Origin of the sequence: Jiella marina, assembly GCF_024359545.1 — a bacterium.
Classification (GTDB): domain Bacteria; phylum Pseudomonadota; class Alphaproteobacteria; order Rhizobiales; family Rhizobiaceae; genus Jiella.
This window is the reverse complement of the sequence record NZ_JAKQZG010000004.1, coordinates 162,911-177,155: the sequence shown is the minus strand read 5'-3', so window position 1 is coordinate 177,155 and position 14,245 is coordinate 162,911. Positions and strand designations below refer to the sequence as shown.

The following is a 14,245-nucleotide window of genomic DNA, read 5'->3' as shown; positions in this document are numbered from 1 at the left end:
CGTGGTTTTGTTCGTCGAAAGTGGCCGCGCCTCAGGCCGCTTCCAGCAGCATCGCGCCGCCCTGACCGCCGCCGATACACTGAGTGGCGATGCCACGCGTCTTGCCGAGACGCTTCAGCGTATTGGCGAGATGCAGCGTGATGCGGTTGCCGGATGTGCCGACCGGATGACCGAGCGCGATCGCCCCGCCATCGACGTTCAGCTTGTCGTGGTCGATCCGCCCGCCGCGGCCTTCAAGGCCGAGCACACCGTCTGCGACGTCGGGCTGGTCGAGCGCGGCGACGCAGGAAAGCACCTGCGCGGCAAAGGCCTCGTTCAGCTCCCAGAGATCGACATCCGCCACCGCCATGTCCTGGCGCTTCAGGATCGGCGCGACCGACGCCACGGGTCCGAGACCCATGATCGACGGGTCAAGACCGCCCCAGTCGGAATCGACGATGCGTGCGAGCGGCTTCAGGCCGTATTTCTCGACCGCCTCTTCCGAAGCGAGAACGTTCCAGCAGGCGCCGTCGGTGATCTGCGAAGCGTTGCCGGGCGTCACCTTGCCATAGGGCCGTTCGAAGACGGGCCTCAGCTTGGCGAGATCCTTGACCGTGGTGCCCGGCCGGATGCCGTCGTCGTGATCATAGGCGCGACCGTCGCGGGCGACTGCCGGCGGCATCTCGTTCTTCAGCCAGCCCTTCTCGGTCGCCTCGCCGAGGCGTCGATGGCTCTCGACGGCGTAGGCATCAGCGTCGCGCCGGGAGACGTCGAAGAGATGGGCGAGGATTTCCGCCGTCTGGCCCATGTTGAGGTCGGTGATCGGGTCGGTGAGACCACGTTCCAGGCCGATCACTGGCTTGAAGTAGTTCGGCTTCAGCTGGGTGAAGGCCTTGGCCCGGTCACCCGCCGTCTTGGCCCGCGCCAGGCGCGCGAACCATTCGACGGCGCCCCGCCGCAGCACCAGCGGCGAGTGGCTGAGCGCCTCGGCCCCGCCGGCAAGAACGATCTCATGCGTGCCGCGCTCGATGTAGCGGAACGCTGTATCGAGAGACTGCATGCCGGAGCCGCAATTGATCTGCACCGTAAAGGCCGGAACCTCATCGGAGATCCCAAGCCGCAGCGCTGCGACCCGGGCGGGGTTCATCTCGTCGGCGATGACGTTGACGCAGCCAAGCACGACGAGATCGATCGCCTCGGTCGGGAAGTCCTGCCGCAGAAGCAGCGGACGCCCGCACTGGACCGCCAGATCCACTGGTGTGAAAGGTCCGGGCCGCCCGCGCGCCTTGATGAAAGGCGTGCGGGCGCCGTCGACGAGATAGACGGGTCTTGCTGAAGTCACTCGGCAGCCTCGCGCGAATGCATGGGTTGTCCGCCGGGCTCATAGGGCTGGTCATGCTGCCCGGCGATCGGGGAGACGATATCGGCCGCATAGGCGTCGACGGCAACCACCTTGGCGACGGCCGCCTTCACCTTTTCGAGGCGATCGAACTCGGCTTCGGAAATCACGCCCTTCTCGCGGGCGGCGATAGGGTCCTTGATTTTCGCCTCGCGCATCTTCTTCTCGATGGGCGCCGCGTCGCAGACGAGTTCGAACGCGTGCTCCAGATCCTTGACCGGATGCTCGGCGTGACGGTCGCCCAGATAGATGTCCGGCGTGATCCGGTCGCGCTGCGAGGACGGGCGCATCATGATCGCCGCGACTTCGCTGGTCAGTTCGTCCGACGGCTCCTCATAGGGCACGCCGAGCGGGAAGGCGAGGAAGCGCACCAGCACCGCCGCCCAGCGGGCCGGCAGATTGTCGAGCACGCCGTTGAAAGCGATGCCGAGCCGGCAATAGCCCTTCTCCATGATGAACTCGATCAGCGGCCGATCGGCCTCGGGCCGACCTTCCACTTCGAAGCGCTTGAGGACAGCGCCGAGAAGATAGAGCTCGGACAGGATGTCGCCGAGACGCGCCGAGAGCATCTCCTTGCGCTTCAGCGCACCGCCGAGCGTCAGGAGCGACAGGTCGGCAAGCAGCGCGAAGGCGGCCGCATAGCGCGACAGCTGGCGCCAGTGACCGGTAAAGGCGGCATCCTTCGGCGCGGGCGCCGCAAGACCACCTGTCCAGCCGCGCGCGAAGGTGCGCCAGGCATTCTTCATGGAATGGCCGACATGGGCCCAGAAGTGCTTGTCGAAATCGGCCAGTCCGCGCTCCTTGTCCTCGTCGGACAGGGCCAGCATCTCCTTCAGCATGAAGGGATGGGCCCGGATCGCGCCCTGGCCGAAGATCATCAGATTGCGGGTCAGGATATTGGCGCCTTCCACCGTGATGCCGATCGGCACCGAGCGGTACATATGCGCCATGTAGTTCTTCTCGCCCTCGATGATCGCCTTGCCGCCGTGGATGTCCATGGCGCGCTCGACGCTTTCACGCATCCGGTAGGTGGCGTGCGCCTTCATGATGGCGGAGAGGACGGAGGGCTTGTGACCCTGATCAAGGGCCGCCACGGTCAGCCGTCGCGCGGCGTCGATCAGATAGGCGTTGGCCGCGATGTCCGCGAGCGGCTGCTGGATGCCCTCGAACATGCCGATCGGCACGCCGAACTGCGTGCGGACCCGAGCATAGGCGCCGGTGGTGCGGGCACAGTAGGCCGCAGCCGCGGCCGACTGGGACGGCAGCGAGATGGAACGGCCCGCGGCTAGCGCCGTCATCAGCATGGTCCAGCCCTGGCCGATCTGCTCGGGCCCGCCGAGAATCCATTCGAGCGGGATGAAGACGTCCTCGCCGGTCAGCGGACCGTTCATGAAATAGGTGTTGAGCGGGATGTGCCGCTCCCCGTGGCTCACGCCCGGCGTCGAGGTCGGCAGGAGCGCAACGGTGATGCCGAGATTCTCGCCCTTGCCGAGATGGTTCTCGGGATCGAACATCTTGAAAGCGAGGCCCATGACGGTCGCGACCGGGCCGAGCGTGATGTAGCGCTTGTGGAAGTTCAGTCTGATGCCGAGAACGCGCTTGCCCTCATGCTCGCCATACTCGACGACACCGGTATCGGTCATTGCAGCGGCGTCCGAGCCCGCATCCGGCGAGGTCAGGCCGAAGCAGGGAATTTCGCGCCCGTCGGCGAGGCGCGGCAGCCAGTAGTCCTGCTGCTCCTTCGTGCCGAAATGCAGCATGAGTTCGCCCGGCCCGAGCGAGTTCGGCACCATGACGGTCACGCCCGCCACGACCGAGGTCGACGAGACCTTGCGCACGATTTCCGAATGGGCCGTGTTGGAGAAGCCGAGCCCGCCGAACTCCTTCGGGATGATCATGCCGAAGAACTTCTTCTCGCGCAGGAACTGCCAGACTTCCGGCGGCAGGTCGCGATCCTGGGACATGATCTTCCATTCGTCGATCATGCCGCACAATTCGTTGACCGGCCCGTCCATGAAGGCCTGCTCTTCCGGAGAGAGCCGCGCCGGGGGCGTCGCCAGCAGCTTGTTCCAGTCCGGGTCGCCGGAGAACAATTCGCCGTCCCACCAGACGGTGCCGGCGCTGATCGCCTCTTCTTCCGTCTTCGAGATCGCGGGCATGACGCCCTTGGCCCATTTGAAGATCGGGCGGGTGAGCTTGTTCTTGCGGAAAGACATGGGAGCTCCGTCTCGCGCTGGCATGGGGGCAATGAGGACGCCGCCCTGCCGGTTGCCATTTGTCCGAAATAATATCGGACTTTTACGTAAACGTCAAAATGACTTCGGACTGTCGGATCGATTCCGCCATCACGGTTGAGAGATCGGCAACGGCCTGCGGCAACGCCGTGCATGCCCTCCCCGGCATTTCGAGAGCGGGCCTGTCTGCCGATCGCCCGAGGTCTTCTTATATGGCATGATCTCGATCATTTTCCCGGCTGCGAAGTTGCGCTATCGTAGCGTCGGGTGGTCGCAGTCCATATGCGATCCGTCACGTGCGGCTTCCAGCCGCCCCGCGATCGATGCCGGCCCCGGCCATCCCCAACCGCACGGAAGGCGCAGAAGACGCCTCGGGAGCGTGCGGTCGATGGTTCGGGAGGCGGAAATTGAGCACAAATGTCGTGGCCGAGCATGCCGACAGGATTCAGTCGGCCATCGAATCGCATGGCGCGGCGAAATCCGCCCTCGTGGCCTCTTGGCAGCGGTCGGCGGCCCTGCACCATCTCGACCCGGCCGAACACAAGCCGCCACATCGTCTGAGCGACATGGAGCTCAGTCTGGCGCGCGAGCGCTCTGGCGCGCTGATCCACGCCGCCCAGGCGAGCCTCGACAGGCTCTATCTGGCGGTCGGCGGCATCGGCTGCTGCGTCCTGCTGGCCGATCGCGATGGCGTTCCCGTCGAGCGCCGCGGGGCCGACGCCGACGACGAAACGTTCCGGGACTGGGGGCTGTGGCTCGGGACGGTCTGGAGCGAGGAGAGCGAAGGCACGAACGGCATCGGGACGTGTCTCGTCGAACGGCGCTCGCTGACCATCCATCGCGACCAGCATTTCCACACCCGCAACACGGCGCTTTCCTGCACGACCGCGCCGATTTTCGACCATGAGGGCCGGCTCGCCGCGGCGCTCGACGTCTCCTCCTGCCGCGCCGACCTGACCGAAGGCTTCGTCAATCTGATCGCCATGGCCGTCGGTGACGCGGCCCGCAAGATCGAGGCCGAGCATTTCCGTCTCGCTTATCCCAAGGCCCGCATCGTCGTCGCACCGACGAACAACAAGGCGCCCTGCGCCCTGTTTGCCATCGACAAGGACGACCTCGTGATCGGCGCCACCCGCTCGGCCCGGCAGATCTTCGGCCTGGGGGCCGAGCCCTTCACGCGGCCGCTGCCGGCCGCCGATCTCTTCGGCCAGCATTCCGACCCCTCCCTCGACCTCAAGGAGGCCGAACGCTCGGTCCTCGAACGCGCCCTGGTCAGGGCCGACGGCAACGTCACCGCCGCCGCCCGCGACCTCGGTGTCTCCCGCGCGACGCTCTATCGCAAGCTCGCCCGATACGGCATCAAGGCGGCGCGATGACGGTTTCATCGCCGCGAACGTCGCAGTTCTGAGACAGGGCGGAACCGCCCTCCCCCGCCCCCCGATGACACGCCCGGTCCCGATCGCCATCAAGGATCGACACACCGCATGACGCGGTGGTGATCTCGGGAGGCAGTCATGAACAAGGTTGAGTTTTTCCGCTCGGCGAACGTGCCCTTCGCGCCGCGCTATGACAATTTCATTGGCGGCGAGCGGGTCGCGTCGAAATCGGGCCGGTATTTCGAAAACACCTCGCCGGTGAACGGCCGGGTGCTTTGCGAGATCGCGCGCTCGGAAGCCGCCGATGTCGAACTGGCGCTCGACGCCGCCCACAAGGCCAAGGACGCCTGGGGCCGCACCTCGCCGGCCGAACGCGCGCTTCTTCTGAACCGGATCGCCGATCGCATGGAGGAGAACCTCCAGACGCTGGCGCTTGCCGAGACCTGGGACAACGGCAAGCCGATCCGCGAGACGACGGCCGCCGACATTCCGCTCGCCATCGACCATTTCCGATATTTCGCCGGCGTCATCCGCGCCCAGGAAGGCTCGATCTCGGAGATCGACCACGACACGGTCGCTTATCACTTCCACGAGCCGCTCGGCGTCGTCGGCCAGATCATCCCGTGGAACTTCCCGATCCTGATGGCGGTCTGGAAGCTTGCTCCGGCGCTCGCCGCCGGCAATTGCGTCGTCCTGAAGCCGGCCGAACAGACCCCCGCCTCGATCCACGTGCTGATCGACCTCATCGCCGACATCCTGCCGGCGGGCGTCGTGAACGTGGTCAACGGCTTCGGGGTCGAGGCCGGCAAGCCGCTGGCTTCCAGCCCGCGCATCGCCAAGATCGCCTTCACCGGCGAGACGACGACGGGCCGGCTGATCATGCAATATGCCAGCCAGAACCTGATCCCGGTCACGCTGGAGCTCGGCGGCAAGTCGCCGAACATCTTCTTTGCCGACGTCGCGGCCGAGGACGACGACTTCTTCGACAAGGCGATCGAGGGCTTCGTCATGTTCGCGCTGAATCAGGGCGAGGTCTGCACCTGCCCGAGCCGCGCGCTGATCCATGAGTCTATCTACGACCGCTTCATGGAAAAGGCGCTGAAGCGCGTCGAAGAGATCGGCCAGGGCGACCCGCTCGATCCCGCGACGATGATCGGCGCGCAGGCCTCGTCCGAGCAGTTGGAGAAGATCCTCTCCTATATCGACATCGGCAAGCAGGAGGGGGCCGAATGCCTCACCGGCGGCGGTCGGGCGGAACTCTCCGGCGAGCTCGCCGGCGGCTACTACGTCAAGCCGACGGTTTTCAAGGGTCACAACAAGATGCGGATCTTCCAGGAGGAGATCTTCGGCCCGGTCGTCTCCGTCACCACCTTCAAGGACGACGAGGAGGCGCTGTCGATCGCCAACGACACACTCTACGGCCTCGGCGCCGGCGTGTGGACCCGCGACGGCATGCGCGCCTATCGCTTCGGCCGGGGCATCCAGGCTGGGCGCGTCTGGACCAACTGCTACCACGCCTATCCGGCCCACGCGGCCTTCGGCGGCTACAAGCAGTCCGGCATCGGCCGCGAGAACCACAAGCAGATGCTCGACCACTACCAGCAGACCAAGAACATGCTGGTCAGCTACAGCCCGAAGAAGCTCGGCTTCTTCTGATCGGACGAACGGATTGCGGCGATCGGCCCCGATCGCCGTGGCCCATCAATTGACCTGATCGGGTCTCAAGAGCGGCGCGGCGGCCCCCGTCGCGCCCCTCGGGGTATCTGATGGCAGAGGGAGCGCCATGAGTGATAATCCGGGTCTCGGAAAGGTCTCGGCAACCGCCGAAGCGCTGAAGCTCCTGGACGAAATCATCGCCGACCATGGCCCCGTCCTCTTCCACCAGTCCGGCGGCTGTTGCGACGGCTCCTCGCCCATGTGCTATCCGCGCGGGGATTTCCTCGTCGGCGACAGCGACGTCCTGCTTGGCCGTCTGGGCGACACGCCCGTCTATATCGGCGCGTCGCAATTCGAAGCCTGGAAGCACACCGATCTCATCATCGACGTGGTGCCCGGCCGCGGCGGGATGTTCTCCCTCGACAACGGGCGGGAGAGGCGCTTCCTGACCCGATCAAGGGTCTGCGCGGTCCAGGCGGACTAGATGAGGCGAAGGGCGAGAAATACGGCAGCCCCTCCGCAAACCGTATAGATCAGGCACGGCAACACGGTGCGTGTCAGGATCTCCCCCTCCCGTCCCGAAAGACCGACAGTGGCGCTTCCGGCGATGATGTTGTGCGGGGCCACGACGTTGCCGATGGCCGCGCCGAAGCCCTGCGCAGCGACTAAAAGGGTTGGCGGCAGAGCGAGGCTGCTGGCCGTGGTTGTCTGTAGCTGGGTGAACAAGATGTTCGACGCGGTTGCGGATCCGGTGATGAACGTTCCCAGAACACCCACCAGCGGGGCGACGAAGGGCCATGCGGTGCCCGCCCCGGAGGCGGCCGTGGCGAGGAGGTTGATCATGCCGGCATGGACCATGAGCCGGGACAGCGCCAGCATGACGAGAAGAGCCAACGCGACCGGAGACAGACGACGCAACGCGGCCCCGATCGCCTCCCGCAGCAGCGCAGCGCGGCCGGTCAAGACGGATCCCAAGACAAGGCCGAGAAGGAGCAGCGTTCCCGGGTGATACAGCGGCTGAAACCAGCCCGAGAAGCCGCCGTCCATTTCCCAGCCCACCCTCACGCCTTGCAGGGCGTCCTGAACGGGCGGGACCAGGCGTGTCACAAGAACGAAAGCCAGGATCAGGATGTAGGGCGCGAGATCCGCCAGCAGCTTGTCCCAGGCGCCTCCCGCAAAGCGCTTTCCCGGGCGCAGGAGGGCGATGAAGAGCGCCGCGCCAATGAGCGCCCCGCCGAGCGTTGGCAATTCCGGACCGATGAAGCCTGCCAACAGCAGCGAGGGAAGCAGAAAGCAAGCGGCCGCAGATAGCGTCCAGACGACATCGCCCCTGGTAAACGGCGCATCGGCTGCCAGCCGCACCATGGAAAACAGCAAGACGGGGCCGCAAACGGCATGAAGCGCCGCGGTCCTGAGAGCGATCGCCTGCCCGTCCAGCCCGGACAACTCCACCTGCGCCAGCGCCGGTGTCCCGACCGCGCCGAAGGATACGCCCGCCGCATGGCCGAGCAGCGCCAGCACCACCGCGCGGACGGGCGTGTATCCCAACCCGACGAGAAGCGGCGCCGCCAAGGCCACTGGCGTTCCGAAACCTGCCGCCCCTTCCATGAAAAGTCCGAAGAACCAGGCAATCAGGATCGCCTGAAGACGGCGATTGTCCGTCAACGAGGCGAGCATGTCGCGGATGCGCAGGATCGCTCCGGAGGCCTTCTGGAACTCGTAGAGAGCCAGGGCGGGGAAGATGATCCAAAGAATGGTCGCGGTCGCGTGCACCGCCTCGGCGCCCACACCGCCAAGCAGGGAGGCGACGGCGCTGTTCGTGGGCCGGAATACGGTCAACGCCAGAACGAGTGCGAGCGCGAGGCCGACGGTTCCCGACACCACGGCCGAGCGCCGCAGGACGACCATGCCAAGCAGGATGGCACCCAGCGGCGCGGACGCCAACAGAGCGGTCACGGCTCAGCTCCCGCCGGGCATCGGTACGGAATGGACCGGAGCGCCGTCACGCTCGAAGGCCGAGATATTGGCAAGGGTGGTCCTGGCGATCGCCGTCAGTGCCTCATGCGTGAAGAATGCCTGGTGACCGGTGATGAGCACGTTTGGAAAGGTCAGGAGCCGGGCAAAGACGTCGTCCTGGATGAAGGTCTGCGACAGATCCTCGAAGAACAGATCCGCTTCTTCCGTGTAGACATCGAGCCCGACGCTGCCGATCGTACCGGACTTGAGCCCGGCGATCAGCGCAGACGTGTCGACGACGGCACCACGGCTGGTGTTGATCAGCATGACACCCGGCTTCATCCTGCCGATGGCCGCCCGGTCGATCAGATGGTGGGTCCGCGGCGTCAACGGACATTGCAGCGTGATCACGTCGCTTTCGCCCAGCAGCGTGTCGAGTTCCACATAGCGCACGCCCAGTTCCCTGCAGGTGGGGTTCTCGTTCGGATCGAACGCCAGCAACGTGCAGCCGAAGCCGTGCAGGATGCGCGCCACGATCTCACCGATCTTGCCGGTGCCGACGATTCCGATCGTCTTTCCGTTGAGATCGAACCCCAGCAGCCCGTCGAGCGCGAAGTTTCCCTCACGCACGCGATTATAGGCCCGATGCAATTTCCTGTTGAGCGTCAGGATCAGGGCGACCGTGTGCTCGGCCACGGCGTGGGGCGAGTAGGCCGGGACCCGTGCGACGGCAATGCCGGCGGAGGCGGCCGCCCGAAGGTCGACGTGGTTGAAGCCGGCCGAACGGAGTGCGATAAACCGCACGCCCTGACGCGACAGCTCTGCCACCACATCCGCGTTGAGGTCGTCGTTGACGAAGGAGCACACCCCTTCGCAGTCCTTCGCGAGCGCAGCGGTTTCCAAGGAAAGACGCATTTCGAAGAAGACCAGTTCGTGAGCGCCCTCATTCGCAGCCAGAAGATAGCGTCTGTCGTATGGCTTGGAGCTGAATACTGCGACCTTCATGAAGTTCTGCACCTCGAGCTTGGTTTCGAACCTGAGACGTCCTTTGTCAGTGCGAGACCGTCACCGAAAGCGGTCCGACGAATTGTACGAATTCGCCCGGCTTGTGGAGATGGCGACCGCAACGCCCGACCTCCCTGCCCGTCTCCAAGGCATCTGACATATTCGTCGACGTGCTCGTTTGGAGGGTTGGCCCCTCAGATCGGCTGATTTTTTGCGGCGTATTTGCGGTGCCGCAAGCGCCCCTTGCCAGGCTATAGCCGGAGGGGATCAATGGTCCGGTCGGGGGTAGACCTTGATAGGAAAGTTGCCGCGCCTTTGACCGAGCTTTTGCGGCTAGCTACCGCATCAGAGCATTCAGTCGGAGACGGCTGGAACGGTTGGCGAGGCGATCATGTACTGCCAGTGGTCTGCAGAGACCCGGCCCGACCAGCGGCTCGGTTGGCGCGTCTCACACCGGGCATCTTTGATCGGTCGGATCGCCCGGTGTCCGAACGGCCTTGAAAGGCGGCCCTGAATCAGGTCCGCCCGATTTGTGAAGCCGGTTCGTCGACGATGCCTAGGCGAACCGCTCGGTCAGAAGCTCTTCAAGGACTGTGGGATCGACGCGGTCGCGCGCCATGAGCATCTGCACGATCGGCTCCTCGAGCAACTCCTCCAGGCTCGGCTCGCCGGTCATGCAATCGTCCGTCAGCCGCGGCTGCCGGGGCTTCGAAGCCGCAAGCACGCCGAGCGACTGCGGCAGGTGCATTCTGATCGCAGGAAATTCCATCATGTCCTCGTCCTCCTTGATGGCCTGACGGTTATACACGAATATCCGCGGCGGAATAATGGCCGGAAATGAAATCAGTCGAAACCAAAGCGGGGATCGAGGCTTTTTTTGCTAGCCGACGCGCAGATATCGGCGGCCTCGGTGCACGTTTCGCCCTGAAGGAAGGCGCCGCTGCGGGACTTCCGCCGCAGTGAACCGGGAACTTTTTCCATAGGGATGGGAAGTCTTCCCGATCTTCCCGATCTGGGCGTTCTTCGGTTTTCGCGACCGGGTTGATCTGCTATCTAGTGAAAATCGTAAGAGCCGAGAAAAACATCGACATGAGGTCGATTCTACGCTCGGCACGCACCAAGGAGAAACACTATGGCCTGGAACAAGCCGGTTGTTACGGAAGTTTGCGTCGCGATGGAAATCAACGGCTACATGCCCGTCGAGTTCTAATTGACGATGCATGAAAATGGCCGCGGGCGGGACAACCGCCTGCGGCTTTTTGTTTTGGGCTCTGCCGCCGGCGGCGGTTATCCTCAGTGGAATTGCTTGTGCGATGTTTGCCGGCTCTACTGGTCCGGCGACGACCGGGTCCAGGCACGCTCGCAATCCTCGATCGCGGCTTCGGCCGATGGCCGCAACTGGCTGCTTCTCAATGCCTCGCCCGATCTGCGTGACCAGATCCTGCGCTCGCCTCGCCTTTCGCCCGGCGCCGTTGCCGCCGACGACACCCGTCGCGCTTCTCCGATCTCGGCCGTGCTGGTCACCAATGGCGATGTCGATCATATCGCCGGCCTCCTGACGCTTCGCGAGAAGCAGGCCTTTCCGCTCTACGGGACAGCCGGCGTGCTCGGCATGATCTCCGAAAGCCCGGTCTTTCAGGTGCTCGACCCCGAGTTCGTGGAAAAGAAACCGGTCGCGATCGGCACATCCTTTTCGCCGCTGCCGGGTCTCGACGTCGAGATCTTCTCCGTTCCCGGCAAGGTCCCGCTCTTCATGGAAAAGGGCGAGGTCGATGTCGGAGAAGAGAGCGAAATGACTGTGGGGGTCCGGCTCTCGGCCCACGGCAAGACCGCCTATTACATTCCCGGCTGCGCCCATGTTCCGGCCCCTCTGAAGGAACGCGTCCGCGGCGCCGATGCCCTCCTCTTCGACGGCACCGTATTCGAGGATGACGAGATGAGCCGAGCCGGTGTCGGGGCGAAGACAGGGCGGCGCATGGGACACATGCCGATTTCCGGAGAAGGCGGCAGTCTCGACGCCTTCGACGGCCTGGATATCGGCCAGCGTGCCTATATCCACATCAACAACACGAACCCCATTCTCATCGAGGGTTCGGATGAACGAAAAACGGTGGAAGCCGCCGGCTGGGCGGTGACCCATGACGGGATGGAAATTGCGCTATGACGGAGATGATGACGAAAGAGGAACTGGAAGCGGGTCTGAGGAAGATCGGCGCGGAGCGCTATCACCATTTGCATCCGTTCCAGAAGCTCCTGCAGGACGGCAAGCTGAACAAGGCACAGGTCCAGGCCTGGGCGCTGAACCGCTACTACTATCAGGCCAACATCCCGGTGAAGGATTCCTTCATCCTCGCCCGTCTCGGCACGGTCGAGCTTCGCCGCGAATGGCGCCAGCGCATCATCGACCATGACGGCTCGGAGACCGAGCGCGGCGGCATCGAGAAGTGGATCGCGCTGACGGACGGCGTCGGGCTCGATCGCGCCTATGTGGAATCCGGTGAGGGCATCCTGCCCGGCACGCGCTTTGCCGTGGACGCTTATGTCCACTTCGTGCGCGAGCGCACGCTGCTCGAGGCCGTGGCCTCCTCGCTGACGGAACTGTTCTCGCCGAACGTCATCGGCATCCGCACCAAGGGCATGCTGGAGCACTATCCCTTCATCTCGAAGGAGACGCTCGCCTATTTCGACAAGCGACCGGTGCAGGCCAAGCGCGACAGCGACTTCGCCCTGGAATACTGCCTCGAGAACGCCCGCACGCCCGAACAGCAGCAGGCCGTCCTGAACGCGCTGCGGTTCAAGTGTCAGGTGCTCTGGGCACAGCTCGACGCGCTGCACTTTTCCTACGTCGACCCGGCGCTGACGCCGCCGGATGTCTGGCGGCCCGGCGTCGCGGAAACCGGTCGCGAGGCGGCATGAGCCGGATCGCCGACGATGCGGTTCCGAGCCTGCCGCGCGGCGTGAAGTTTCGCGAGGACAAGGCCCGCGGCCGCTTCGTGCTTCTGGGGCCCGAACGGATCTTCGAAGCCGATCAGGTCTCGACGGAGATCTTGAAGCGCGTCGACGGCAAGACGACGTTCAAGGACGTACTCGGTCAACTGACCGAGATCTTCACTGCTGACGAAGCGACGATCCGGCCGGATGTGGAAAGCTTCCTCCTGGATCTCAGCGACAAGCAGATGATGACCATCGCGGAGTGATCGCGACATTTCGGGCCAGGCAGCGCCCAGGCGCCCGAATGCTAGCGCAGACGACTCCGCCGAACAGGAAAACACGGGGCCCGCGGCCGACCGTGCTCCCTTTGATGGAGCAGCGGCGGTCCCGGGCATCAATTTCGGAGTCGGATCACTATGAGCGAGACCCTTCTCGAAGATCGTCCGGCCGCCCAGGCCAAGCCGGTTCCCCAGCCGCCCCTCGGCCTTCTCGCCGAGGTGACGCATCGCTGCCCCTTGCGCTGCACCTATTGCTCGAACCCGCTGCAGCTCGACCCGAAATCCGTCGAACTCGACACCGAGACGTGGAAGCGGGTGTTCACCGAAGCCGCCGAACTCGGCGTCATCCATCTGCACATGTCGGGCGGCGAACCGACGGCACGCCGCGACATCGTCGAGCTGATGCGCCATGCGGCCGAGGTCGGGCTCTACACCAACCTCATCACCTCGGGCCTCGGCGTCAATGAAGAGAAGCTCGACGCGCTGATCGAGGCGGGCTGCGACCATATCCAGCTTTCCATGCAGGGTGCCGACTCCGGCATCACCGAACTCGTGGGCGGCACCAGGGGTGCCTTCGACAAGAAGCAGGCCTTCGCCCGCGCCGTCGTGACACGCGGCGTGCCGCTGACGCTCAACGCGGTCATCCACCGGATGAACATCCATCAGGTGCCGGACATGATCGAAAAGGCGGTCGAATTCGGCGCCAAGCGGCTGGAGATCGCCCACACCCAATATTACGGCTGGGCGTTGAAGAACAGGGCGCAACTCATGCCCAACCGCGAGGATGTCGACCGGACCATCGAGGAGGTCGAGACCGCCCGCGAGAAGCTCAAGGGCACGCTCGTCATCGACGCGGTCTTCCCGGACTATTACGCCCGCTATCCGAAGCTCTGCAATGGTGGCTGGGGCACGCGGACCTTAAGCGTCACGCCGGCCGGCAAGGTCCTGCCCTGCCACGCCGCCGAGACGATCGAGCATCTGGAATTCTGGAACGTGCGCGACCACTCCCTCTCGGAGACCTGGTACGAGGGCCCCGCCTTCGAGGCCTATCGCGGCACCGACTGGATGAAGGAGCCCTGCCGCTCCTGCGAGCGCAAGCACATCGACTATGGCGGCTGCCGCTGCCAGGCCCTGGCGCTCACCGGCGACGCCGCCAACACCGACCCCGTCTGCATCAAGTCACCGCTGCACGACAAGGTCGGCGAGATGGCGACGATGGAGTCGGCGGTGGCCGAGCCGGGTCCGGCGACCTATCGCGGGTTTCGGGCGGGGTAGGTCAAGTTCACGGAACGCAGAAAATGGCAGCGAAACAGAAATGGCCGTCATGCTCAGGCTCCGTCCCGAGCATCCAGGGATGCCTCGCAAGCATCTGAGTTTAAAGGCTTTCTGGATCCTCGGGACGGCGCCCGAGGATGACGAAGCGTGAGATGG

Annotated in this window: 12 protein-coding genes and 1 pseudogene; 8 read left to right on the top strand and 5 right to left on the bottom strand. The window is 64.7% G+C overall.

Going from position 1 to position 14,245, the window contains the following annotated elements; all coding sequences use genetic code 11:
• Positions 1-31 precede the first annotated feature (31 nt).
• Complete coding sequence (locus MF134_RS09215; RefSeq protein WP_255339149.1) at positions 32-1,321, bottom strand: acetyl-CoA C-acetyltransferase; 1,290 nt, start codon at positions 1,319-1,321, stop codon at positions 32-34.
• On the bottom strand, positions 1,318-3,594 hold the full coding sequence (locus MF134_RS09210; RefSeq protein WP_255339148.1) for an acyl-CoA dehydrogenase: 2,277 nt from the start codon (positions 3,592-3,594) through the stop codon (positions 1,318-1,320). The genes MF134_RS09215 and MF134_RS09210 overlap by 4 nt, the downstream gene beginning before the upstream one ends.
• Positions 3,595-4,019: 425 nt before the next feature.
• On the opposite strand from MF134_RS09210, the gene MF134_RS09205 reads away from it, so the two are divergent.
• The 3 genes from MF134_RS09205 to MF134_RS09195 all read left to right on the top strand — a co-directional run bounded on the left by MF134_RS09205 (position 4,020) and on the right by MF134_RS09195 (position 7,128).
• Entirely contained in the window at positions 4,020-4,988 is a 969-nt protein-coding gene (locus MF134_RS09205; RefSeq protein WP_255339147.1) for a helix-turn-helix domain-containing protein, read from the top strand.
• A gap of 138 nt (positions 4,989-5,126) precedes the next feature.
• Positions 5,127-6,644: an aldehyde dehydrogenase gene (adh, locus tag MF134_RS09200; protein ID WP_255339146.1), complete on the top strand. Its 1,518-nt coding sequence runs from the start codon at positions 5,127-5,129 to the stop codon at positions 6,642-6,644.
• A gap of 127 nt (positions 6,645-6,771) precedes the next feature.
• On the top strand, positions 6,772-7,128 hold the full coding sequence (locus MF134_RS09195; RefSeq protein ID WP_255339145.1) for a DUF779 domain-containing protein: 357 nt from the start codon (positions 6,772-6,774) through the stop codon (positions 7,126-7,128).
• Here MF134_RS09195 and MF134_RS09190 read toward each other — a convergent pair.
• The 3 genes from MF134_RS09190 to MF134_RS09180 form a co-directional block, all read right to left on the bottom strand.
• Positions 7,125-8,600, bottom strand: coding sequence for an L-lactate permease (locus tag MF134_RS09190; RefSeq protein WP_255339144.1), 1,476 nt, complete (start codon positions 8,598-8,600; stop codon positions 7,125-7,127). The two genes, MF134_RS09195 and MF134_RS09190, sit on opposite strands and share 4 nt — an antisense overlap.
• A gap of 3 nt (positions 8,601-8,603) precedes the next feature.
• A complete protein-coding gene (locus tag MF134_RS09185) occupies positions 8,604-9,605 on the bottom strand; it encodes a 2-hydroxyacid dehydrogenase (protein WP_255339143.1) in 1,002 nt (333 codons plus the stop codon).
• 556 nt (positions 9,606-10,161) lie between these two features.
• Positions 10,162-10,377, bottom strand: a complete 216-nt coding sequence (locus MF134_RS09180; protein ID WP_255339142.1) for a hypothetical protein — start codon at positions 10,375-10,377, stop codon at positions 10,162-10,164.
• A 65-nt stretch (positions 10,378-10,442) separates the two neighbouring features.
• On the opposite strand from MF134_RS09180, the gene MF134_RS09175 reads away from it, so the two are divergent.
• From MF134_RS09175 to pqqE, 5 genes and pseudogenes are all read left to right on the top strand, one after another.
• Positions 10,443-10,568 (top strand): hypothetical protein, encoded by a 126-nt coding sequence (locus tag MF134_RS09175; RefSeq protein WP_255339141.1) that lies wholly within the window; start codon positions 10,443-10,445, stop codon positions 10,566-10,568.
• 169 nt (positions 10,569-10,737) lie between these two features.
• Positions 10,738-10,815 (top strand): pyrroloquinoline quinone precursor peptide PqqA, encoded by a 78-nt coding sequence (gene pqqA, locus MF134_RS24005; protein WP_369695419.1) that lies wholly within the window; start codon positions 10,738-10,740, stop codon positions 10,813-10,815.
• A gap of 39 nt (positions 10,816-10,854) precedes the next feature.
• On the top strand, positions 10,855-11,769 hold the full coding sequence (gene pqqB, locus MF134_RS09170; protein ID WP_255339337.1) for a pyrroloquinoline quinone biosynthesis protein PqqB: 915 nt from the start codon (positions 10,855-10,857) through the stop codon (positions 11,767-11,769).
• Positions 11,766-12,802, top strand: a pseudogene (pqqC, locus tag MF134_RS09165) (pyrroloquinoline-quinone synthase PqqC). The gene pqqB and the pseudogene pqqC overlap by 4 nt, the downstream one beginning before the upstream one ends.
• A gap of 150 nt (positions 12,803-12,952) precedes the next feature.
• Positions 12,953-14,089 carry a pyrroloquinoline quinone biosynthesis protein PqqE gene (gene pqqE / locus MF134_RS09155; RefSeq protein WP_255339138.1) on the top strand — a complete coding sequence of 379 codons (1,137 nt, stop codon included), beginning with the start codon at positions 12,953-12,955 and terminating at the stop codon, positions 14,087-14,089.
• Positions 14,090-14,245: the final 156 nt, after the last annotated feature.

What these genes read in the sequence shown, in the direction of transcription:
- MF134_RS09210 (WP_255339148.1), bottom strand. Translation starts at nt 3,594, where the DNA reads ATGTCTTTCCGCAAGAACAAGCTCACCCGCCCGATCTTCAAATGGGCC.
- adh (WP_255339146.1), top strand. Translation starts at nt 5,127, where the DNA reads ATGAACAAGGTTGAGTTTTTCCGCTCGGCGAACGTGCCCTTCGCGCCG.
- MF134_RS09195 (WP_255339145.1), top strand. Translation starts at nt 6,772, where the DNA reads ATGAGTGATAATCCGGGTCTCGGAAAGGTCTCGGCAACCGCCGAAGCG.
- MF134_RS09185 (WP_255339143.1), bottom strand. Translation starts at nt 9,605, where the DNA reads ATGAAGGTCGCAGTATTCAGCTCCAAGCCATACGACAGACGCTATCTT.
- MF134_RS09180 (WP_255339142.1), bottom strand. Translation starts at nt 10,377, where the DNA reads ATGATGGAATTTCCTGCGATCAGAATGCACCTGCCGCAGTCGCTCGGC.
- MF134_RS09175 (WP_255339141.1), top strand. Translation starts at nt 10,443, where the DNA reads ATGAAATCAGTCGAAACCAAAGCGGGGATCGAGGCTTTTTTTGCTAGC.
- pqqA (WP_369695419.1), top strand. Translation starts at nt 10,738, where the DNA reads ATGGCCTGGAACAAGCCGGTTGTTACGGAAGTTTGCGTCGCGATGGAA.
- pqqE (WP_255339138.1), top strand. Translation starts at nt 12,953, where the DNA reads ATGAGCGAGACCCTTCTCGAAGATCGTCCGGCCGCCCAGGCCAAGCCG.